Here is a 22882-nt window from a genome sequence, read left to right on the forward strand (position 1 = left end):
CGAGGTGTGATTCTCGGAGATGCGGGGCCGCGCCGGCCGGCGCGGCCGTTGGTCATGTGGAAGCCGGGCGAGGTCGCACCTGGAGAGAGGGCCCCGGCACGTCGGCACAGTCGAGCGGAATGCCTCCCGATGACCCCATGGCCGAACCTCGCCAAGCCCGAGGAAGGACCGACACACGGAGCAACCCCCTATACCTGGGCTCACCACTCGGCTTCCGCCATCGGCTCTCGGACGACTGCGACGCGCTCATGGAGTCGGGAACCCGGTAGAGACAACGCTCGTGGCCGACCCTGCGCGCAGGGCACAGCCCGCAAGGCTGGGTGGGGTTGATCACGACCAGGCCACCGGGCTTGAGGCCGGCGACGGCCGGGCCGACCTCGGTGACCGTGCCCACGCCCTCGCGGCCGAGGATCAGGCCCTTCTGTCCGATGGCGTACTTGCCCTTCCGTTTGGTCATCAGACGGTGTGCGAACCCATGGATGCATCCTTGAAGACCGCACCGCTGTTTCGGCCCGTCGCTGACGAAGTGTGTGCCGGGAAACGGTCCTGACGAGGGCGGTGGGCTTCGCCGGGTCGCCTGGCCGGCCGCCATCGCCCCTCGACAGCGGCCCGGGGCTCGCCGAGCTCGGCACAGGCTCGCGCGTAGGCCTCGGCCCGGCCGATCTCGGAGAGGGGGATGCGGCAGGCGCCCGGCTCGAGCGGCATGCTCTCGTCGAGGGCAGTCCGCGGTCCGGGACCATCGTTCGGGGAACCGCCAGCCACCCCCGCCGCCGGGCCGTGCAGCGCCCGGTCGGCCCGCCGGCCCACGGTGGGCAGCAGCGTCGCCGACGGGCTCTGTTGCTCAGGCGCCCGGTGTGATGCGCAGCCTGATGGTGCGGGCTTCGGGGCGCAGCACGAACTCCGGCCACACGTCCGGCCCGCAGGACCGGGAGCCGAGTCCGTGCTGGACGGCGTCGATGATCAGGTGACTCGCGGTCGACTCCGGGAGCTCGAAGGGATGTGCGGCGCTGGCGATCTGCTGGGGGGTGTGGCGCCCGAGGGTGAAGCCGGGGCGCCGACCGCGGGCGTCGGGGAGTGCCACGAGCCGCAGTACCTCGGTGCCGCCGCTGGTCAGCGTGAGGCGCCGCAGCTGGGAGCGGTGGCCGGTCTCCTGGGGGCGCGCGTAGGCGACCGCGAGGTCCCCGATCGGGTAGGAGAAGCGGCCGGTGCGGGCCGCGCGGAGACTGTCGGGGTAGGACTCCAGCGGGCCCAGGCCGAACCAGTCCGCGCCGTCGACGGGTGCCGTCCCGTCGGGCAGTTCGAAGCGCACCCCGATCCGCGGCCACACCGACCGCCAGCCGCGCGACGGCTCGATCTCCACGCGCAGTTCGAGTTCGCCGTCCTCGATCGACCAGAGGGACTCCACGGTCACCGAGAGGGCGGAGCCCGCGGCGGAGACCCGGTCCACGGTGCGCAGGGCGTCCGCGGCCTGCTCGACGTCGAGGCGCCGCGTGGTCAGCCGGTCCAGGCCGTCGCGGCGCCAGGTGTCGGCGCTCGACACCCCGAGGACGCTGTTGTCGCTTCCCTCCAGCCGGTCGGCCCGGCTCTCGTCGTTGTCGGTGGGCGCGCGGAACAGTTCCAGGCGAGGGCCGGCCACGGGGCGCCCGGCGAGGCGGGTGAGGGAGCCGCCGGTGAACTCGGCGATGCCGAGCGTGAGCGTTCCCTCGCCGGGCCGCCAGTCGCGCCGGGGCCGGGCGACGGGCACCGGCCGCCGTACCGAGCGGTCGAGTTGGGCGGTGGCGATCTCATGCCCCTGCGGCGCCCAGGCGGTCGCCGTCGCCAGCACCGCCTCGACCGTCAGCCAGGTCTCGCCGTCCGGGGCCACCGCGACCGGCGGCAACGGCACCCGCCCCGACTCGCCCGCCGCGAGGACCGGGGCATCCCACTCCCCCAAGTCCACGAGGTTCCCGTCGTGCTCGACGCGCCAGCGAAAGCGCAGGTCGGACGTGTCGGCCGAGTGCCGCAGGTTGGTGATCACGAGCTTGTCGCCGTCGAAGGCGAAGCGGATCGGCGTCACGACCGCCTTGAACTCGTACAGGCTCGGCGTCGGCACGTCGTCGCTGAGCAGCATCCCGTCCATCACGAAGTTGCCGTCGTGCACGACCTCCCCGAAGTCGCCGCCGTAGGCGTGGTACGGCGTCCCGTCCGGGGCCGTGGCCAGGATGCCGTGGTCGCGCCACTCCCAGACGAAACCGCCGTGCACCCGCGGGAACCGGTGGACCAGTTCCTCGTACTGGTCGAGGGCACCCGGCCCGTTGCCCATCGAGTGGGCGTACTCGCACAGCAGGAACGGCTTGGTGCGCTGCCGGGCGCCCTGCGCGGGGGTGCAGCCGAGCAGCGGCGCGACGGAACCGTCCGTGCCGATCTGCTCGATCTCCGGGACCGTCGGATACATGCGGGAGTAGACGTCGGTGTACTCGCCGGTGTAATCGCCTTCGTAGTGCACGGGACGCTCGGGGTCGCGGGCGTGGACCCAGGCCGACATCGCGGCGAGGTTGGCGCCGGTTCCGGCCTCGTTGCCGAGTGACCAGATCACGATGGCGGGGTGGTTCTTGTCCCGCTCGACGGTGCGCTGGACACGGTCCAGATAGGCGGCGCGCCAGGCCGGGTCGTCGCTCGGGTTGTCGGCCCAGTCGACGTTCTCGAAGCCGTGGGTCTCCAGATCGCTTTCGAGGACGACCCAGAAGCCGAGTTCGTCGGCGAGGTCGAGCAGCCGGGGATGCGGGGGGTAGTGACTGGTGCGGATGGCGTTGACGTTGAACCGCTTCATGCGGGCCAGGTCCGCGCGGGCGTGCTCCTCGTCGAAGACCCGGCCGCGCTCGGGGTGGGCCTCGTGCCGGTTCATCCCGTGGAAGACGACACGGCGGCCGTTGACCAGGAGCCGGTCGCCGTGGATCTCGACCGTGCGGAAGCCGACCCGCAGGGCGATGCTCTCCGCGGCCGAGGACACGGTGGCGTCGTACAGGCGGGGCCGCTCGGCCGACCACGGCTGGACGCCCGCGATGTCGAGGGGCGCCACGTCGGCCGGGGTGGCCCAGACCCGCTCGACGCCGAGTTCGGGGATGCGCAGGGTGACGGGGAACGCGGCGGCGTCGGCGGTGACCTCCGGGTCGATACGGCCGTTTCCGTGGTCGTAGCCGGTGCGCAGCCAGACGTCCTCGACGCCCCCGGCCGGGCGGGCGAGCAGGGTGACGTCCCGGAAGATGCCCGGCAGCCACCACTGGTCCTGGTCTTCCAGGTAGCTGGCGGCCGACCACTGGTGCACCCGTACGGCGACGACGTTGCCGCCCGGTCGCACCGCGGACGTCACGTCGAACTCGTGGGCCAGCCTGCTGCCACTGGCGCTGCCGATCTCGACGCCGTTCACCCACACCCGGAACAGCGACTCCACCCCGTCGAACCGCAGCAGGACCCGCTCGGCGTCCGACCAGTCCTCGGGGACGTCGAAACGGCGGCGGTAGTCGCCGGTGGAGTTCTCGTCGGGGACGTGCGGCGGGTCGATCGGGAAGGGGTACTGGACGTTCGTGTAGATCGGCCGGCCGTAGGCGCCGTCGCCCTCCAGCACCCAGTGCGCCGGCACCGGGATGCTGTCCCAGCCCCGGTCGTCGAAGTCCTCGGAGGCGAAGTCCTCGGCGACGGCCGCCGTGGGCGACAGACGGAACTGCCAGGAGCCGTTGAGCGACTGGGAGGGAGCGTCGGAATGCAGCCAGGAGCGGGCCGGGCGCAGGGCGCCCCGCCACGGTGCGGTGTCCGACACATACGTGGGGAGCTGGGAAGGCAAGGGGCTCACAACCTTGTTGGGGCGTTCGGTGCTCACAGGTGCTGCTCCGGGGAAGTGCGGGGAACGAGTGGGGGGTTCAGGTTCAGCCCTTGTTGGCGCCCAGCGTGAGGCCGCTGACGAACTGCCGCTGGAGCACGAAGTACACGATCAGGGTCGGGATCGCGGTGAGCAGGGCTCCGGCTGCGACCAGGTTGGGGTCGGTGAAGTACTGGCCGGAGAGGTTGTTCAGCGCCGAGGTGATCGGCATGTTCTCGCCGGTGGAGATCAGCACGATCGCCCAGAAGAAATCGTTGTAGATCCAGATGGACAGCAACGTCGCCAGGGCGGCCATGGCGGGCTTGCACAGGGGCAGCACGATCTGCCAGTACAGGCGCCAGACGGAGGCGCCGTCGACCAGGGCGGCCTCGGTCAGCTCGTGCGGCAGGGAGCGCATGTAGTTGGCCAGCACGAAGGCGCAGAAGCCGGACTGGAACGCCACGTGGATCAGTACCAGGCCCAGCGCGGAGTCGTAGAGCTTGCCGCTCATGGTGATGCCGGGCAGGTCGATGAGCAGATACAGGCGGTACAGCGGGGTGATGATGACCTGCTGGGGCAGCAGGTTGCCGGCCGTGAACACCAGCAGCAGGAACAGATTGACCCGGAAGTCGAAGCGGCTGACGTAGAAGGCGACCATCGACGACAGGAACAGCGTCAGCAGCACCGCGGGGATCGCCACCAGCAATGTGTTGCCGAAGTAGTGCAGCATGTCTGACTGCTGGAAGGCGTTGGTGAAGTTGTCGAGGCTCAGTTCGTCGGGCCAGGAGACGTAGCCCTTGGTGCTGGTCTCGGCGTACGGGCGCATCGCCGCGTACATCGCCCACAGCAGGGGTGCGAGCCAGGCCAGCGCGGCACCGGCGAGGAAGACGTGCAGCAGGATCCGGGCAGGGCGGACGGGGGTGCGCTGCTTGGCCAGCGCGCCAGAGTTCAAAGGGGTGGCGCGAAGCGCCTCGTTCAGGGTGGTGGTGGGCGACGGGTGGGAGCTCATGCGCGCCGCTCCTTCCGGAAGGTCGCGATCAGATACGGGATGATCACGGCAAGCGAGATCACCAGCAGGACCACGGCGATCGCGGAGCCGTATCCGATGCGGCTGGACTCACCGATGATGTTGTTGGTGACCAGGATCGACAGCAACTCGGTGCCCTCGGCGCCCTTGTTGAAGACGAAGACGAGGTCGAAGGCGCGCAGCGCCTCGATGATCGTCACGACCAGGACGACGGTGTTGGTGGGGCGCAGGGTGGGGAAGATGACGTTCTTGAACGTCTGCCACTCGTTGGCGCCGTCCAGCGAGGACGCCTCCCGAAGCGCCGGGTCGACACCCTTCAGGCCGGCCAGGTAGAGAATCATCATGTAGCCGGTGTGGCGCCAGGAGGCGGCGATGAGGACGGACCACAGGTTGAGGTCCGGGTCGCCGATCCAGTCGATGTAGTGGCCGGGCTCGTTGGCGCCGATGATGCTGTTGATCAGGCCGGTGTCGGGGTTGTAGACGAGCTGCCATACGAACCCGATGACCGCCATCGACAGCACGACGGGCAGGAAGAACGCGGTCTGGTACACCTTGCTGAACCGGATCTTCTTGTCGAGCTGCACGGCCAGGAACAGGCCGAGCGGCGTCGGGATCAGGATGAGCACGACGAACCAGACGATGTTGTGCTCGACGGCGGGCCAGAACTGCGGGTTGCTGGTGAACAGCTCACGGAAGTTGTCCAGGCCGACCCATGTGATGGAGTCGAAGCCGATGCCGTCCCAGGTGGTGAAGGCCAGCGCGATCGAGGCGAGAGCTGTGAGCCAGACGAGCATGACGTGCAGGATCGTCGGCACCCCGGCCATCAGGCCGAGGGTGAGGCGGTCCCGTCGGGTGAGCAGCCGTCGGTGGCCCAAGGGGGCGCGCAGCCGCTTGGTCTGATTCTTGGTCACATTCTTCGGGTTGCCCGGGGGCGGCACTGCGGCCGCCCCCGAGGTGCTGGTGGTTCCGGTCCCGGTACCGGTGTTCGTGGTGGCGGTCATGCGGACGCGAAGATCGTCTTCTTCTGGCGCTCGATCGACGCCAGCAGGCTGTCGACGCCCTTGGGGTCGCGGACGAACTTCTGCAGGGCGGGCTGCATCACCGTGGAGGTGAAGTCCGGGCGGCTGTCGCGGTCCATGAACTGGGTGAGGTGCTTGGCGCCGGCGATCGTCTCGTACGCCTTCTTCTGGAGCGGGGTGTACGAGGAGGTGTCGGCCTTGTTGGAAGCCGCGACCAGGCTCGGGTCGGACTTCAGGTAGATCTGCTCTGCCTCCGGGGTGCCCAGGAACTCCAGGAGCTTCAGCGCGCCGTCCTTGTTCTTCGGAGCCTTGGAGAGCATGAAGCCGTCGGTGGGCGCCTCGACGGTGTCCTGTCCGTGCGCGGAGTCGATCTCCGGGAAGGGGAAGAAGTCAAGGTCGTCCAGGTCGGCCTTGTTCGTGAACTGCTGCGCCACGAAGCTGCCGAACAGGTACATGCCCGCCTTCTTCGAGATCAGCGTCTGGGCCGCGTCCTGCCAGGTGCGGCCGACCGCGCCCTCCTGGTGGTAGGGGAGGATCTCGGCCCAGTGGTCGAAGGCGGTGCGGACCTTGGCATCCGTCCAGGACGCCTTGCCGGCCATCAGCTCGACGTGGAAGTCGTAGCCGTTGGTACGGAAGTTGATCTGGTCGAAGGTGCCGAGCGCGGGCCAGGCGTCCTTGTCGCCGAAGGCGAACGGAACCAGGCCGTCCTTCTTCATCTGCTTGCACAGGGCGACGAGCTGGTCCCAGGTGGTGGGGACCTCGTAGCCGTACTTCTCGAAGACGCTCTTGCGGTAGAAGACGCCCCAGAGGGACGTGGAGATGGGCACGAAGTAGTACTTGCCGTCCGCGCCCTTGCTGAGCGCCTTCATCGCCTCGGGGAAGTTTCCGCCGATCTTCTGCCACACGTCGTCGATCGGGGAGGCGAGGCCCTTGGCGGCGAAGAACTGCATGCGGTAGCCGGCGAACCAGTTGAACACGTCGTCCGGGGTGCCCTGGAGGTAGGTGTTGATCTGCTCCTGGAACGTGTTGTGGTCCTTGGTGTTCACGTCGACCGTGATCCCGGACTGCTTCGTGAACGCCGCGTAGATCTCGGCGAACGCCTTCTTCGGCACCGCGTCCGACGCGTTCGACCCGAGGCTGACGGTCTTGGGGTCGGATGCCGTGCCGCTGCCGCTGCCGCTGCCGCCGCAGGCGCTGAGCAGCGGTATGCCGGCGCCGAGGACGGCTGCGCCACCGATACCGCGCAGGACGGTGCGTCGGCTGGCAGAAGGCATGGGCCGACCGAGGGAGGAAGAGTGCATTTCGGCTCCTGACAGGGCGGCCGTGCTCAGGCGGCACGTCGGCCCGCGGGGTGTGACGGGGAAGCGGTCGTCTACGCGACCAAGACTCAACACGATCGAACAAATTCGACCGGCGGTTGGGAGGAAGAGTGAACGCTCCGAGGAGTCGCTGTCAAGCCCCTTCGACCTGACCTCAGAGCTGACCGTACCTGTCGGCAGGACGGCCGGCCTACCGCCGGAGGGGAGCGACACCCCCGTTCCGCGAGCCGGCGCGAGAGCCAACTTGTATCCCTTGACCAGCAGATATGTCCACCACGGGGGCTCTCCGCACGGCGACTGCGACTCCCTTCGCCGACCGGCCGCCCTCCGACGAACCCGCATCCGCCCCTCGGAATCGATACCGCCGGAACCCTTGACGTACCGCTGTCGGCTACGTAGACATGACCACGCGGTCAGACCGCGTGGTCATACAGTTGACCGCCTTCGATGCAGACGTACGGCCGTCGGGAGACTTCATGGCAGCAGTGGTGGGACGGAGCGAGGGCTCCGCTGTGCCGCGCAGCGCGGACGTGGCCCGCCTGGCCGGGGTGTCACGCAAGACGGTGTCCCGGGTCCTCAACAACGAGCCGTACGTCTCCGAGGACGCCCGCACCAAGGTCCTCGCGGCCGCCGAGGAACTCGGCTACCGGCTGAACCAGGCGGCCAGGACACTGGTCTCCGGGCGTACCGGCTCCATCGGTGTGGTCGCCCTGGGCACCGCCGGCTACGGGACCGCTTCACTGCTCGTGCACATCGAGCGGGCCGTGCGCGACGCGGGCTACGCGCTCCGCGTGGTCAACACGCCCGACGGCGACCCGACGGGCATCGCGGGTGCCGTGGCGTCGCTGCTCGAACAAGGGGTGGACGGCGTCATCGTCTCCGAACCCATCGTGGAAGGAGACATCAGCGTCCGCGTCGGCGTCCCCGTCCTCTTCCTGGGAGCACCGCCCGCCTTCACCGCCACCCGCACCGTGACCATGGGTGTGGGCGCACAGGAACTGGCGCGGGCGGCCACCGAGCATCTGCTGGACCTGGGACACACGACCGTTCATCATCTCGCCGGTCCGCGGCGCTGGTACGCCACCAAGGACCGCATCGAAGGATGGCGTGCGGCGCTCGCGGCACGGGGCGCGCACGAGCCGCCACTGCTCAACGGTGACTGGTCGGCTGCCTCCGGCCATGCCGTGGGCCGGGCGCTGGCGTCGGACAGGTCCGTGACCGCTGTCTTCGCGGCGGGCGACGAGATGGCCATCGGGCTCATCCACGCCCTGCGGGAAGCCGGGCGCCGCGTACCCGAGGACATCAGCGTCGTCGGCTTCGACGGCAACCCGGTCTTCGCCTACGTCTCTCCTCCCCTGACCACCGTGCGCCAGCCCTTCGAGGCCGCGGCCAGAGAGGGCATCCGCCTTCTCGTGCACGCGATCGAGAAGCCCGACACCGACCTGCCGCAGGCGAGCGACCCACCGGTCGAACTCGTCGTCCGCGGCTCGACCGCGCCTCCGCCGTCGCACCCCGACAAGACGGACCGGCCCACCACCTGAGAGCACCCCGGCTTCGGAGAACACACCGCGCCCCGGGCACAGCTCCGCCACTCGCACCAGCCGTCTCACTCGCGAGGCGGATCGGTCCGACTCCTATGCCGCACGACACCGCGGTTCCTCGTACGCGGTGGACGTGCACTCCGGGCTCGCCGCTTCCCACCCGGTTTCGTCCCGGGCGGCACGCACCGGACCCTCCTGTCCCTCCCCTGCCCTGAGAGCCGCACATGTCCCCTGCACTGTTGAGCGCCAGACCCGGCGCCGCTCAGCATTCCCGCCCCACCACCCTGCTGTTGCTCATCCTGGCGCTGATCGTCGCCGCGGCGACGATTGTGCTGCCTGCCTCGGGGCGGGCTCAGGCCCTCTCCCGTCCCTCGCAGACCATGTACACCCCGCCCGCGGGTGCGCCCTCGCCCGGTTCGCTGTACCCGCGGGTGCTGCGTCTGCAGCACAACGGATCGGCCAACGGCACCCTGCTCGCCACGTTCGAGCAGTACACCAACGGTACGCCCGTCTTCCCGATCTACCGCTCCACCGACAACGGCGACTCCTGGAGCAAGCTCTCCGACGTAGCCGACACCGAGAACGGCTGGGGCATGCGCTGGCAGCCCGAGCTCTTCGAACTGCCCACGGCCATAGGCGACTTCCCGGCCGGGACCATCCTGGCCGCAGGTGACTCGGTGCCCTCCGACCGGTCGGCCACCAAGATCGACATGTACGCCAGCACCGACCGCGGTCAGACCTGGGACTTCGTCAGCAACATCGCCACAGGCGGCTCGGCGTTCGACACGAACGGCCAGACTCCCGTGTGGGAGCCGTTCTTCCTCGTCTCCGACGGCAAGCTGATCGTCTACTACTCCGACCAGCGCGACCCCGACCACGGCCAGAAGATCGTCCACCAGGTCTCCACCGACGTCCGCAACTGGGGCCCCGTCGTCGACGACGTGGCAATGCCCACCGCCGGCGACCGGCCGGGCATGCCCACCGTCGCGAAGCTGCCGAACGGCAAGTACGTCATGTCTTACGAGTACGGCGGCGCTCCCGAGGGCAACTTCTCCGTCTACTACAAGATCTCCTCCGACCCGGAGGCGTTCGGCTCGGTCACCGGCATCCCGCTGCGGACGACGGGCGGCGTGGTGCCGCAGAGCGCTCCCTACATGACCTGGCTGCCCACCGGCGGCCCCAACGGCACACTCGTCGTCAGCGCCAACAGCGCCGAGGACCTGTTCATCAACACGCAGAACGGCGCCGCGAACACCTGGACGCGCATCAGCGCCAATGTGATCGGCGGCTACAGCCGCGGCATGACGGCCCTCGCCGACGGGCACAGCCTGCTGATCCTCAGCGCCGGACGGGGAGGCAGCGGCCTCTCCAACCCGGTCACCTACAGCACGATCGACCTGGGCGGCGGCGTCTCCGACGGTGCCACCTACACCATGACCAACGCGAACAGCGCCCTGAACCTCACGATCGTCGGCGGCTCCACCACCAACGGCACCACCGCCACCCAGCAGAACCCCACCACCTCCACCAACCAGCAGTGGCGCTTCGAGCAGCAGTCCTCGGGCTACTTCAAGATCTTCAACGTCGCCAGTGGCAAGGTCCTCGGCGTCCAGAGCCAGTCCACCGCCAACGGCGCCACAGTCCTGCAGTGGGATGACAACGGCACGCCCGACCACGAATGGGCCATCGCGCCCCACCCGGCCGGCGGGTACAGCATCACCAACCGCAGCAGTGGCAAGCTCCTCGAAATACCCAGCGCCTCCACCACCGTCGGCACCGCCGCCGTCCAGTGGAGCGGCACCAGCTGCGGCTGCCAGCGCTGGAACCTCACCCAGACCGCCCTGCCGCCCCTGGGCACCGGCCAGTACGTCCTGGTGAACAAGAACAGCGGCAAGTACCTCGACATCCCGAACGGCTCCACCACCGCCGGCACCGCCGCCAACCAGTGGCAGAACACGAACTGCACCTGCCAGCTCTTCACCTTCCAGTCCGCCGGCAGCGGCGCCTGGAACATCAAGAACACCAAGAGCAACCTCAACCTCGACATCCAAGGCTCCTCCAGCGCCGCGGGCGCTGCCATCGTCCAGAACACCGCCTCCAGCGCCGACTCCCAGAAGTGGACCCTCACCGACGGGGGCGGCGGCTACTACAAACTCCGGAACGTGAACAGCACCCTCGTCGCCGGCGTCACCCAGTCCTCCACCGCCGACGGGGCAGCCGTCATCCAGTGGGGCAGCGCCAGCCTCGACGACCAGCTCTGGAAGATCGTCCGGATCAACTGACCGTCCCACCGTGCCATGACCAGGCGCGGGGACCGCCGGCGAAGCGGTTCCCGCGCCTGACGTCCGCCTCGGCCGACCAGCCGAGGCGCAGCCGACCGCTCCTCTCTACAGTGACCGATGTGAACCTCCTGCCTGCGACGGACGACCCGACCACGACGCGGACCCGCCGACAGGGCTGCCTGCGTGCGACGGGCGTCATCACACTGGTCCTGCTGGCCGCCGCGGACGTGCTCATCGCCGTCACCAACGGCAAGACCCTCTGGCCTGTGCTCCTGCTGCTGTCGCTCGGCCTCGCGGCCGTCCTGTGGCCCTCCGCCCGGCAACCCGCGTGGCTCACTCCCCAACTGCGGGCCGCCCTACCAGCAGGCGCTTCCCTGGCCTTGACCGCCGTGGCCACGACGACCGAGCGAATTCGTATGTTCGGCCCTGGGGAAGTGGCGGTCCTGCTCTGCCTGCTGCTGCTCGCCGTCCGTACCTGCCCACCACGATGGGCAGGCCCCTGTGCCCTGCTCGTCGGCGGGGCGGCCATCGCTGCACCGCTGCGCTTCTACGCAACCGGCACCCAGGACGACGCCCTGATCCTGGGGCTCACACTGGTAGTAGCGCTGATGACCGGCATCACCATCGGCCTCGGCGGCTACCTGCGCTCCCTGGACCACAGGCGCGGCGTCGCGGTCGCCGAGACCCGTCGCTCCGAACGCCTCGCCATGGCAGCCGACCTGCACGACTTCGTCGCCCACCACGTCACCGGCATCCTCATCCAGACACAGATGGCCCGCATGATGGTCAGCAGCGAACCAGATCGCCTGGACCCGGTCCTGGCGGGAATCGAGCACGCCGCGACCGAGGCGCTCGACTCCATGCGGTTGACCGTCGGAATCCTGCGCGAAGGCCCGGAGCAAACGGCCCGGCTGGAGCCGGGCGAGAACCACCTGGTGGGCGACCTGGCAGCCCTCACGGAACTCGTCGACCGATTCGGCGGCCCGACCGGCCCGAAGGCCGAACTGCACCGCTCCGCCTCCATGCCCCCGAATCTGCCCCACGAGGTACAGGCCGCCGCCTACCGCGTCGTCCAGGAAGCCCTCACGAACGTACGGCGCCACGCCGCCGACGCCACCGAAGTCACCGTCGCCCTCGCTCACGCCGACGACACCCTGCACGTGACGGTGCGCGACAACGGCCGCGCAGGCGCCCCGCTGCCCTACGCCGCCCGCGGCGGAGGCTTCGGCATCGTCGGCCTCACCGAACGCGTCACCGCACTCGGCGGCACACTGCACACCGGCCCACGCGAGGACCACGGCTGGGAGGTCATAGCACTCCTCCCCACCATGCGACGAGCGGGCCCTGGCAGGGCCGGGCATCGCTAAGGGCGCCGCCAACTCCCGCAGTCCACCCGCCCCCCGGCACCGGACTGAGGTCTGCCCGCCGGGGCGAGCAGGTGCTGCGTCCAGTTGCTGGAGCCGGTGAACGGGCGCAGGCACTTCCTACCGGGTCCCTTGTCCAGCCGTCGCCCAGTCCTCCAACAGGCGCACTGTGCGTCCGACATGTTCCTCGTGCAGGTAGTGCCCGGTGTCAGGCCAGTGTTCGACGCGGGAGCCGGGGACATGCAGGGTGCCGCGTTCCCAGGTGGCCGCTTGCGCCGAGGTCCATACGGTGAGCGCGGGCTGGCTGCGCCGGCGCAGATACGCCTCGCTGTGCGGGCGGACGCCGACCGCGCCGGAGTCGGTGTACATGCCCGCGTACGCCTGGGCGATGACGTGATCCGGGGTGCCGAGCATGGTGCGGACATGTGCCGTACGCAGTCCGGCCGGAGCGCCTGCCGGGAAGGCGCCGGCGATGAACTCGGCCGCGGCACGCGCCCCGCGTTCCCGGTACTCCGCGAGCCGGGCGGGAATCCCCTCCACTTCCGCCCCGTGCGCGCCGTGAGCCGGATCAAGGGCGATGACCGAGCGGACGAGCTCCTGATGCCGGACCGCGAGCAGGTTGACGACCTGGCCGCCCATGGAGTGGCCCACGGCGATCGCCGGCCCGGTGCCAAGGTGCCGGAGCAGCGCGGCGAGGTCGTCGGCCATCTCCGTCGGCGTGTTGCCCTCGTCGGGGACGTCCGACCGGCCGTGCCCGCGCAGGTCGGGGACGATCACGCGGAACCGGTCGGCCAGCGCCTCGGCGTGCGCGGACCACTCCCGGCCGTCCCCGCCCCAGCCGTGCACCAGAAGCAGCGGCACCGCCTCGTCGGACCCGAGATCGGTGCGGAAGAGGTGGACGCGTCTCAGGTCGTCGATCGTCATGCGGGGCCGTCCGGAAAGGTCCGGTACGTGGCGTGGGCGAAGTCCGCGTGGACACCGGCGCCGTCGAGGTCCTGCACCCACAGGCCCCACATGGCGCCGGTGAAGCCGAGAACGCGCAACTGGCCGTCGTGGAACTCGTCGGCGTGCTCGTCGGACAGGACGGTGGCGTCGAGCTCGATCGGCAGCGTCTGGACTCCCCCGCCGGTGTCGTACGAGAAGCGCAGGGCCGGAACGTCGAGTTCCGCGTGCAGGACGACCGGGCGTCCGGGCTTCAGCGGTACGGTCGGCTCATGTGCGACGAGACGGCCGGCTTCGCAGCTCAGTGCCCGCAGGACCGGGGAGCCGTCGTCCTCGGCGGTGACGTACAGGTAGTGCCAGTTGCGGGTGTTGTAGTAGGCCGTCAGACCGGCCAGATGGTCGGGGGTGCGGGGCGAGAAGGTCAGGCTGGTCTCGAAGGAGCAGCGCGGGGCGGTCACCCGCCGGGCCACCAGACTGGGCGTGCGGCGGCCCACCGGCGACTGACCGCCCCGGATGCGCAGCCGCCCCGGTGCCGGCTCGATCCAGTCGTCGCCGGCCGGGCGGCGCAGGGTGGACCAGTCGGGGCCGAGAACCGGAGCGTCGAAGCAGTCGTGCGCCGGTGGTTCGGCGACGGGCGCCGGTGGCAGCGCGGGTGCCGGCACCGCTACGGCGGGTACGGCGCCGGGGATGCGGGGCCAGCCGTCGTCGGTCCAGGTCACCGGTTGCAATGCGGTCTCCCGGCCGAGCACGCACCGGCCCCGCTCCGTGTGAGGGCGGGCGGCGATGTGAGCGGCGTACCACTGGCCCGTCGCCGTCTCGACGAGGGAGCAGTGCCCGGCCTTCTGCAACTCCAGGGACGGGTCGTGCCGGGACGTGAGCAGGGGGCCGGCCGGATCGGCCTCGTACGGGCCGAGCAGGTCGCGGGAGCGGGCCACGGCCGCGCCGTGTTCGTATCCGGTGCCGCCCTCCGCGTGCACCAGGTAGTACCAGCCGTCGCGCCGGTAGAGATGCGGGCCCTCGGCGACACCGACGGAGGTTCCGGTGGTGAGGGTGCGGGGTTCGCCGAGCAGGGCCCGGGTCTTGCGGTCGTACTCCTGGATCTCGATCCCGGCGAATCCCTCGCGGTCCGGACGCCAGTCGAACCGCATGTTCAGCAGCCAGCTGCGGCCGTCACCGTCCTCGTCATGGAACAAGGAGACGTCGAAGCCGCGGCCGTGCAGCGGAACCGGGTCGGACCACGGTCCTTCGATCGAGGGGGCCGTGGTGACGTAGTTGGGAAGGTCCTTCCATCCCTCGGCGTAGGTGTCGACGACGGTGAAGACGAGGTGGAACAGGCCGTCCGCGTACGACAGTCCGGGCGCCCAGATGCCGCCGGAGTCGGGGACGCCGGTGAGGTCGAGCAGGCGCGTGCTGTCCAGAACCCCGCCCAGGGACCGCCAGTCGACCAGGTCCCTGGAGTGGTGGATCCGGACGCCCGGGTACCACTCGAAGGTGGAGGTGGCGATGTAGAAGTCGTCGCCGACGCGGAGGATCACGGGGTCGGGTTCGAAGCCGCGCAGGACGGGGTTGTGGATCACGAAAGCTCCGCTCAGAGGGTGAACAGCAGGGTGCCGAAGCCCACGTGGTCACATTGGAACGCCGCGCCCTCCGGGCTGATGTTCCCGATGGCCGCGTACGTCCAGGGGGCGGGCAGGCTGCGGCGTTTGACGTAGTGGTTGAAGGCCATCTCGTAGATCGGGCGCAGATTCCCGCGCTCGACGGTGGAGATGGAGTTGAACGTGAGCCGGCAGGAGCCCCAGACGGTGTACGGCACGTCGTTGCCGGTGTTGTACTTCGCCGTGTACTCGAAGCCGGCCAGCAGCCGGTTGGCGGAGGCGGAGTACAGGTCCTGGCCCTGGACCCAGGCGATCTCGCAGGCCTCGGCCATGCTGCCCAGGATGAGCTGGGTGTGGGCCTGGTCGCGTCCGCTGTCCACGCACTGGCCGGAGTCCCTGATCACCCGGCTGATCTTGCAGCAGTCGTGCAGGTGGAAGGCGTCGACGGCGGCGTTGTAGAGGGAGGTGTCGTTGCAGAACACCCCGAACGCCATCATCGCCTTGATGCAGTTGGTGCCCCAGCCCGCGTCGCCGAACGTCCTCACCAGGGGCACGAAGACGTTCCTGAAGAGGTTCTCGGTCTGGGTGATCTCGGCCGCGGACCAGCTGCCCGAGGGGGCGGTGTACCGCATCAGCTCGGCTGCCGCCGCGAGTTTGAAGCCGTAGATGGAGGCCGCGAGCTGGGCGTCCTTGCCGGTGATCGAGGTGAGGGTGGAGGACCATGCCTTGATGATCTGCAGTGCCTTGGTGGCGTGGGCGGTGGTGCCCGTCAGGTTCCACATCAGGGCGTTCTGGTAGGCCGCGTTGCAGTCGTTCCAGAACTCCCAGTTGCCGATCTCGGTGGTGCCCCGGTCGATGGTCGTGCGCGGGCCCAGCATGGCGTAGGTCGACTGCGAGTACGCGTTCGCCCTGAACACGTTCCAGCCGCTGAGCCAGGGCTCGGTGGCGGCCGCGATCCGCGTCTTCATCCGCTGGATGTCGGAGAGTTTGTGCAGCACCCCGGGGTGGATGAAGGAGGTCAGGGCGTCCGCGGTCGGGGCCGCGGCGATCCCGGTGGCGGCCGCCGTGGTGCCGACGGCGGTGATCTGCAGGAAACGGCGGCGGCTCGGGGACGCGGGCGTGGCGGGCTGTGACTCGGACATGCGTCTTCCTCTTTCACTCGACGTTGAGTGTCAGGGGGTGGCAGATGAGGGGGAACCGGGCGTCGGCCCGGCTCCCCCGGTGCGGTCAGCCGGCCGCGCGCCGGCCCCGGTACAGCACGAGCGTGCTGCGCGGGCCGACCTTGGGACGCTGTCCGGCGCCGATGACGCGGCCGGTGGCAAGGTCGCGGGCCGGACCGAAGTCCTGACGGGCGGGCAGGGTGTACGTCCGTTCGGTGCTGGTGTTCATGGCGATCAGGTAGTCGCCGTACTCGCACAGATAGAACGGGGCGCGTCCGACGAGCATGGTCTCCACGCCCTCGAAGTCGACGCCCATGGCCGGGTCCGGGACGTCGGCCGGGACCGGAGCGAGCGGGTACACGTCACCCTTGAGTGCCTGGTGGAGGGTGTCGCCGGGGGGCGGGAAGCCGCCGGGCGGGATGTGTCCGGCCCCGGGATCGTTGATCGCGTAGTCCCACAGGATCCAGTCGTGGACCGTGTACGTGTCGTCGGTGGCGCCCGCCGAACGCTGGCGGATCGTCGCGGAGCGCTGGTCGGTGGGTGTGAGGTGGTGGATGCGGGCGTAGTCGTTGACGCCCTGCCGGGCGCGCCAGTACAGGGAGGCGAAGAGGAGTTCCTCGCCGTTCTTCACGGCCAGGACGCCGTTCTCCTCGTCGGTGAAGACGAAGTCGGGCCGGTCCCAGGCGGTGGGGATGCGCCCCGGGCGGGCCGGGAGGGCCTGGAAGGCGTCCCAGTCGCGGGAGACCAGGCGCAGCGCGGCGAGGCCGACGCGGGTCCAGGTGTGGTGGACGAGCAGATCGAGCTGCCGGTAGAACTGCCCGTCGTCGACCATCTCCTGGGTCCAGCCGACGATGTCCGGGTCCTTGAACACCACCGCCGACATCAGCGGGTGCGAGTCCCAGGCCGTGCGGGAGGCGTAGGCGACCTCACCGGGGTAGACCTCGTTGCGCCAGCCGACGACGGTCTCGATGCGGGAGACGCGGGCGCCCGTCTCGTCGACGTCGACCACCCGGAACCGCCCCCGGGCCTTGATGATCTTCACCATCTGCTCGCGCAGCTCCGGCGCCTCCTGGGCCCGGTATCCGCGCGTGACCGACTCGTACATCATGACCAGCCAGTCGTGGACCTCGCCGTAGCTGCCCACGTACCCCAGTTCGCGGGTCAGGCCGGCCCGGCTGACCTGGTGGTAGCTCTCACCCAGCGGCTTGGTGGGGTTGCCGTCCTTGTCCTCCTTGCCGAGGTAGGGCTTCATGCCGAGCGACTGGTACAGGTAGTCGCGGGCCTTGTCCTCCGGCAGTGCGAGGTCAGGGGCGAGCAGGCCGAGGCCGCGGTTGGCCTGGTAGAGGCCGATGGCGCAGATCTGCGACTGGTTGGTGTAGTGCGGGAAGTGCTGACGCCAGTAGTCCCGGCTCGACTTCAGCATGTCGGTGTAGGCGGCGCGCCGCACCGGCTGCTCGTGGGTTCCGGTGGCCTCGGGCGCGACAACGGCCAGGTCGTCGAACCAGGCGGTGCCCGGTCCGCTCAGCCGCAGATGGAACTCCACCTGGGTGGCGCCGGAAGGGGTTTCCAGGTCTATGGAGACCTGCTCCCACCCATGGGTTCCGGTGGCGGCGTACTGCCGGTGGTCGCCGCCGACGAGTTTGCCGCTCGCGTCGAAGAACAGCGGGTCGATGTGGGCGCCCGTGCCGGTGACGCCGTCGGTCCTGACCCAGGCGCCGTAGGTGTACTTCCCCTTGCCGACCTGGAGCTTCGCCGTGTTGTACGCCGTGACGAAGCCGTTCGCCGCGGTGGCGGCCAGCCTCAGCGACGCGGAACCGGACCGGTTGACGGACGCGTCCCGAGCCCAGGAGGCGTCGGCGGTCTTCCCCCAGCCCGGCACCTCCCAGCCCGACGGGGTGCCGGTGCCCTGCTCGAAGCCGGGGTTGCGCAGCTCGGTGGGCCCCACCATGTCCACGGAGTCGAACCAGGCCGTGCCGGGGCCGGACAGTCGCAGGTGCATCTCCACCTGGGTGGCGCCGTCGGGTGTGTCCAGGTCTATGGAGACGTATTCCCAGCCATGGGTGCCGGTGGTGGCGAACTGGCGGTGGTCGCTGCCGACCAGCTTGCCGCCCGCGTCGAAGAACAGCGGGTCGATGTGGGCGCCCGTGCCCGTGACGCCGTCGGTCCTGATCCAGGCGCCGTAGGTGTACTTCCCCTTGCCCACGCGGGTCTTGGGCGAGTTGTACACGGTGATGAATCCGTTCGCCGCGCTCGCCGTCACCTTGAGCGAGGCGGAGCCCGACCGGTTGACGGTGGTGTCCCGGGACCAGGAGGCGTCGGCGGTCTTCCCCCAGCCAGGTACCTCCCATCCCATGGGAGTGTCGCCGCCCTCTTCGAAACCGGGGTTGGAGATCTCGTACGGCGAACCGGTCACCTTCTCGTCCAGGCGGTCGCCCAGGTGCTCCCAGAGCAGCGCCAGCACCAGCCCGACCCGGCCGAAGCCCTGCCACTGCTGGTCGGAGCCGGTCATCACGGTCGCGTCGTTCTTCCACGCCATGTACCGGCCGTCGAGCGCGCGCAGGACGCGGTCCAGCGCCGCCGGGTCGTGGTACGCGGGGCTGCCGGACCAGAGGTAGCCCTCGGCGAGCGACTGGAAGGCGAAGGCGTCCATGCCGGCGGGGTTGGCCCCGGTCAGGTAGTGCTTCTGGTCCTTGGCGACCCGTTGACGCACCGCCTCCAGGATCTCGGGGCCCTCGACGGTACGAGCCTTCGGCAGCGGCGCGGGGCCCTGCACCTCACCCTTGGGCGGGACGAAGTACGGCTCGGTGTGGGTGTAGAGGCGGTAGATGCCCCGCGACGGCGTGGTCATCTTGTAGTACAGCTGGTCGACGTTCTGGCCGTAGGACCAGATGCGGCCCATCGAGCGGATCTCCAGCTTCACCTTCTTCCTGCCCCGGGTGAGCCGCTCCGGAAGCGGCAGGGTGTGGAAGAAGAACCGGCCCGGGGTGCGCGGCGCGGTGTCCAGGATGTCGAGGCTGTCGACGGCTCCCTCGTCCTGGTAGCCGACCTGCTTGCCGTCGCAGAACAGCTGCAGCCGCCACATGTTCGTGCCGGAGCCCGCCTGCTGCGAGGTGGTGTCGTAGTCGTCGCCCCACAGGCGAACGGTGACGTAGGTGGTGTCGGTCGGGCTGACGACTACGTCGAACTCGAGCGTGCCGCCCCAGTACGTGGCCGGCTCGGTGGGGTTGAGGACACGGGCCTTCTGGCCGAGGCCTCCGGTGACCGTGTCGGAGAGCGTGGCAGTGAGACCGTGCGCCGACTCGGAGCTCCCGTTGCCGAAGACGACGATGTCCAGGGGCTTGCAGACGGCCGGCTCGAAGGCGGCGTCCGCGGCCGGGGCCGCGGCGGCGGACGGGGAGTTCAGCAGGCCGAGGCCGGCCGCGGCGACGCCGGTGGTGCCGGCGTACTTGAGGACATCACGTCTTCTGGGTGCGTTGGGCACGGCTGATCCTTTACTTGAGGCTGCCCATGAGGATTCCGCTGCGCCAGTACTTCTGGAGCGCGAACATGAAGACCGCGAGCGGAACGATGGACAACAGGGACCCGGTGAGGACGAGGGTGTTCATGTCGCGGGCGGTCTGCGCCTGCTGGAGCCAGGAGTACAGCCCGAGGCTCACAGGGAACGTGCGCTCACCGGTGAGCATGAACAGGGGCAGGAAGAAGTTGTTCCAGATGTTGATGAATTCGAGCATGAAGATGGTGATGCCGCCGGTCCGCATCAGCCGCAGCGCGACCGACCAGAAGATCCGCAGCTCCCCGGCGCCGTCGAGACGGGCCGCTTCCATCAGTTCGGTGGGGACGGAGCTGTCCGCGTACACCTTGCCCAGGTAGACCCCGAACGGATTGATGAAGTACGGGATGAGTACCGACCAGATGGTGTTGGTCAGGCCGATCTGGGCGAAGACGAGGTACAGCGGGAAGGCCAGCAGGGTGCTCGGCAGCAGCGAGGCACCGACGATGACCGCGAAGAACGCGCCCCGGCCCCGGAAGTCGAACTTCGACAGCCCGTACCCGGCGGCGAGCGAGACCAGGGTGGAACCGGCCGCGCCGAGTGTGGAGTAGAGGATCGAGTTGCCGATCCAGCGGTTGAACACCCCGTCGTGGTAGGTCCAGATCTCCTGGACGTTGTCCGCCAGGTGGTTGGAGGAGAACCACAGTCCGAAGGTGGAGTACAGGTCCGTCTGGTTCTTGGTCGCGGAGACGATCAGGAACCACGTCGGGGCGAGTGAGTAGATCAGGAAGAGGACCAGCAGGCCGGTGGTGAGCGCCACCGCGCGGCGGGTGGGGCGCACGCCGCCCCCGGATACGGCAGCGCTCATGACATCTTCCTGTTCGTGGCCCGGTAGAAGACGAAGGCGAGGATGCCGGTGACCACGGCCAGGACCAGCGACTCGGCGGCGGCGTACTGGTAGTCACCGGTCTTGAACGCCTTGTCGTAGATCTCCATCATCGGAGTGAAGTCGGTGTTGATCGACTCCGGCGCGATCTGCCGCAGCAGCAGTGGTTCGGCGAACAGCTGCAGCCTCCCGATGAGGGAGAACATGCCGGTCAGCACCAGGATGCCGGTGATGTTGGGAATCTTGACCGACCAGGCGATCCGCCACTCCCTGGCCCCGTCCAGTCGGGCCGCCTCGTACAGCTCGCGGGGCAGCGCCTGTAGCGAGGCGGAGATCAGGATCATGTTGAAGCCGATCCCCTGCCAGGTCAGCAGATTGCCCAGGGAGAGGTAGGTGTTGAGGCCGCCGAAGAAGGTGATGTCCGTGCCGGCGCCGTGCGCGAGGTCGAGCAGCGGAGAGCCCGTCGGGCTGTAGAGGAACAGCCAGATCACGGTGGACACCACGGCGGGCACCACGTACGGGATGAGCAGCGCCGCGCGGAAGAACCGCACCGCACGGGCGGCCACCCCGTCCAGGAGCAGGGCGAGCAGCAGCGACAGGCCCAGCATCACCGTGATCTGAGCCGCTCCGAACAGCAGCGTGCGCAGCATGCTCGACCAGAAGGCGCCGTCGCCGAGGATGGAGGCGAAGTTGGAGAAGCCGGTGAAGACGACCCGGGTCGGGCCGAAGCCCAGCCCGCTGCTCTTCTTCTCCCTCAGGCTCTGGCTGAAGGCATAGCCGATCGGCACGACGTACGTGGCCAGGAAGCCGAGCAGGAAGGGCAGTGCGAACAGCAGTCCCTTGTGGGCTCCCCGGCTCCCGGCCCGGCGGGGGGAGGGCCGCCGGGCCGGGGAGTCGGTGGCGACCTTGGGGGGTCGCGTCAGGGTGGACACGGGTGTCTCCAGAGGTGGGTCCTACAGAGGCGGGGCCTACAGGGGAGGTCAGCTGCCGGCGACGGCCTTGATGCCCTTGCGGTTGAGGTCGTCCACGGTCCACTTCTGCAGCGAGGTCAGCATGTCCTTGACCGTCAGCTGCTTCTTCATGACCTTGCCCCACTGCTTCTGCATCTCGGAGTACATCGCCGCGTAGTTCGGCCCGTACTGCCACTGCTCGCCGACCCGCGAGGCCGCCGTGGTAATCACCTGCGCGCTGTCCGACTTCCCGTTGAACATCCCGGTCGGGATGATCTTGTCGACGTACGGCGAGACGTCCTTGACGGCGGGGAACAGGCCCGACTTGGAGTCCGGGTCGGTGAGCGCCGTCAGTGACTCCTTGCTGCTGCTCAGCCAGGCGGCGAACTCGGCGGCGCGGTCGGGGTACCTACAGCCCTTGAGGACGCCGGTGGTGTCGAAGTTACTGGAGGTCTGCGGCTTGGCGGTGTCGAAGGCCGGCGAGTCGGCGAGCTGCCACTTGCCCTTGGACTTGGGGAAGTTCGTGTCGTAGATCGGCAGCTGCCAGGTCGAGCTGGTCATCGCGATGGTCTTGCCGAGGTCCCAGGTCTTGAAGACACCCGGGTCGGCGTACGACGCGTTGGAGGCGAGGTCGTTGTCGACGAGCTGCTGGACGATGTCACCGGCCTTGAGCGCCTCGGGAGAGGCGAAGTCGATGACCCAGTGGTCGCCGTCCACCTTGTACCACTGCGCGCCGGCCTCCCAGGACAGGTCGACGAGCGAGCTCGGGTCCTCGCCCGCCATGTTGTAGATCTTGACGTCCTTGTCCTTCTCCTGGACCTTCTTGCCCGCGGCGATCAGGTCGTCCCAGGTCTTCGGGGCCTCGATCCCGTACTTCTGGAACAGGTCCGCGCGGTAGGCGGTGAACAGCGGCGCCGACCCCATCGGAATGCCGAAGGTGGTGCCTCCGGGGCTGACCGCGTTCCACGCGGCGACCGTGTACGCGTCCTTGTGCTTGGCCGCGACCTCGCTGATGTCGGTCAGCAGTCCGTCGGCGGCGAAGCTCGCCAGGTTCATCCCGTCCATCTTGGACAGACAGGGCGCGGTGCCCGCGTTCACCGCGGCCCGCAGCTTCTGGTAAGCGGTGTCACCCGCAGCGTTGACGAACTTGATCTGCGTCTCGGGGTGCTTCTTGTTCCACACCTCGGCCTGCGCCTCGATGCCGTCCGTCCAGCTCCAGAACTCCAGCGTGACGTTGCCCTTCGTGGCCGCCGAGGCGTCGGTGCCGGAGTCGTCAGAGCAGGCGGTCAGCAGCAGCGAGAGAGAAGCGGCGGCGGCCACCGAGACAAGGACCCTGGGGCGCATACCGGACTTGGACATCGGTCCTCCACGAAAGGAATGGGACGGCGCCTGCACGTGGGGGAACGGCGCGGTCAGGGCGACGCGAGGGGAGAGAAACGGGTACTGCGCGGCGAGGCAGTAATCGTTTGTTG

At 69.2% G+C, this 22882-nt stretch carries 15 protein-coding genes; 3 read left to right on the top strand and 12 right to left on the bottom strand.

Annotated elements, in window-relative coordinates; all coding sequences use genetic code 11:
- Positions 1–52 precede the first annotated feature (52 nt).
- The 5 genes from STRTUCAR8_RS55730 to STRTUCAR8_RS24200 all read right to left on the bottom strand — a co-directional run bounded on the left by STRTUCAR8_RS55730 (position 53) and on the right by STRTUCAR8_RS24200 (position 7155).
- The gene (locus STRTUCAR8_RS55730) at positions 53–592 is read right to left on the bottom strand and encodes an alcohol dehydrogenase catalytic domain-containing protein (RefSeq protein ID WP_078507299.1); all 540 of its coding nucleotides are present in this window, start codon (positions 590–592) and stop codon (positions 53–55) included.
- Positions 593–841: 249 nt separating this feature from the next.
- Entirely contained in the window at positions 842–3856 is a 3015-nt protein-coding gene (locus STRTUCAR8_RS24185) for a glycoside hydrolase family 2 TIM barrel-domain containing protein (protein WP_407705443.1), read from the bottom strand.
- A 46-nt stretch (positions 3857–3902) separates the two neighbouring features.
- Entirely contained in the window at positions 3903–4844 is a 942-nt protein-coding gene (locus STRTUCAR8_RS24190; RefSeq protein ID WP_006379287.1) for a carbohydrate ABC transporter permease, read from the bottom strand.
- Complete coding sequence (locus tag STRTUCAR8_RS24195; RefSeq protein ID WP_006378583.1) at positions 4841–5863, bottom strand: carbohydrate ABC transporter permease; 1023 nt, start codon at positions 5861–5863, stop codon at positions 4841–4843. The genes STRTUCAR8_RS24190 and STRTUCAR8_RS24195 overlap by 4 nt, the downstream gene beginning before the upstream one ends.
- Positions 5860–7155 (bottom strand): ABC transporter substrate-binding protein, encoded by a 1296-nt coding sequence (locus STRTUCAR8_RS24200; RefSeq protein ID WP_006378736.1) that lies wholly within the window; start codon positions 7153–7155, stop codon positions 5860–5862. Before STRTUCAR8_RS24200 ends, STRTUCAR8_RS24195 begins: the two co-directional genes overlap by 4 nt.
- Before the next feature lie 521 nt (positions 7156–7676).
- Between STRTUCAR8_RS24200 and STRTUCAR8_RS24205 the strand changes: the two genes are divergently transcribed.
- From STRTUCAR8_RS24205 to STRTUCAR8_RS24215, 3 genes are all read left to right on the top strand, one after another.
- A complete protein-coding gene (locus tag STRTUCAR8_RS24205; protein ID WP_173402939.1) occupies positions 7677–8741 on the top strand; it encodes a LacI family DNA-binding transcriptional regulator in 1065 nt (354 codons plus the stop codon).
- 224 nt (positions 8742–8965) lie between these two features.
- Entirely contained in the window at positions 8966–11023 is a 2058-nt protein-coding gene (locus tag STRTUCAR8_RS24210; protein ID WP_037727461.1) for an RICIN domain-containing protein, read from the top strand.
- Between the two features lie 110 nt (positions 11024–11133).
- Complete coding sequence (locus STRTUCAR8_RS24215; RefSeq protein WP_006378614.1) at positions 11134–12390, top strand: sensor histidine kinase; 1257 nt, start codon at positions 11134–11136, stop codon at positions 12388–12390.
- Between the two features lie 117 nt (positions 12391–12507).
- On the opposite strand, the gene STRTUCAR8_RS24220 is transcribed toward STRTUCAR8_RS24215, so the two are convergent.
- From STRTUCAR8_RS24220 to STRTUCAR8_RS24250, 7 genes are all read right to left on the bottom strand, one after another.
- Positions 12508–13311 (bottom strand): alpha/beta fold hydrolase, encoded by an 804-nt coding sequence (locus tag STRTUCAR8_RS24220; RefSeq protein WP_006379216.1) that lies wholly within the window; start codon positions 13309–13311, stop codon positions 12508–12510.
- Entirely contained in the window at positions 13308–14906 is a 1599-nt protein-coding gene (locus tag STRTUCAR8_RS24225) for a glycoside hydrolase family 43 protein (RefSeq protein ID WP_006379147.1), read from the bottom strand. The genes STRTUCAR8_RS24220 and STRTUCAR8_RS24225 overlap by 4 nt, the downstream gene beginning before the upstream one ends.
- An 11-nt stretch (positions 14907–14917) precedes the next feature.
- The gene (locus tag STRTUCAR8_RS24230) at positions 14918–16066 is read right to left on the bottom strand and encodes an alginate lyase family protein (RefSeq protein ID WP_006378835.1); all 1149 of its coding nucleotides are present in this window, start codon (positions 16064–16066) and stop codon (positions 14918–14920) included.
- 85 nt (positions 16067–16151) lie between these two features.
- Positions 16152–19565, bottom strand: a complete 3414-nt coding sequence (locus tag STRTUCAR8_RS24235; RefSeq protein WP_006379029.1) for a hypothetical protein — start codon at positions 19563–19565, stop codon at positions 16152–16154.
- 10 nt (positions 19566–19575) lie between these two features.
- On the bottom strand, positions 19576–20442 hold the full coding sequence (locus STRTUCAR8_RS24240; RefSeq protein WP_173402938.1) for a carbohydrate ABC transporter permease: 867 nt from the start codon (positions 20440–20442) through the stop codon (positions 19576–19578).
- Positions 20439–21392, bottom strand: coding sequence for a carbohydrate ABC transporter permease (locus STRTUCAR8_RS24245; RefSeq protein ID WP_006379128.1), 954 nt, complete (start codon positions 21390–21392; stop codon positions 20439–20441). The genes STRTUCAR8_RS24240 and STRTUCAR8_RS24245 overlap by 4 nt, the downstream gene beginning before the upstream one ends.
- 48 nt (positions 21393–21440) lie before the next feature.
- Positions 21441–22769: an ABC transporter substrate-binding protein gene (locus STRTUCAR8_RS24250; RefSeq protein ID WP_006378647.1), complete on the bottom strand. Its 1329-nt coding sequence runs from the start codon at positions 22767–22769 to the stop codon at positions 21441–21443.
- Positions 22770–22882: the final 113 nt, after the last annotated feature.

It is taken from the genome of Streptomyces turgidiscabies Car8, from assembly GCF_000331005.1.
Lineage (GTDB): Bacteria > Actinomycetota > Actinomycetes > Streptomycetales > Streptomycetaceae > Streptomyces > Streptomyces turgidiscabies.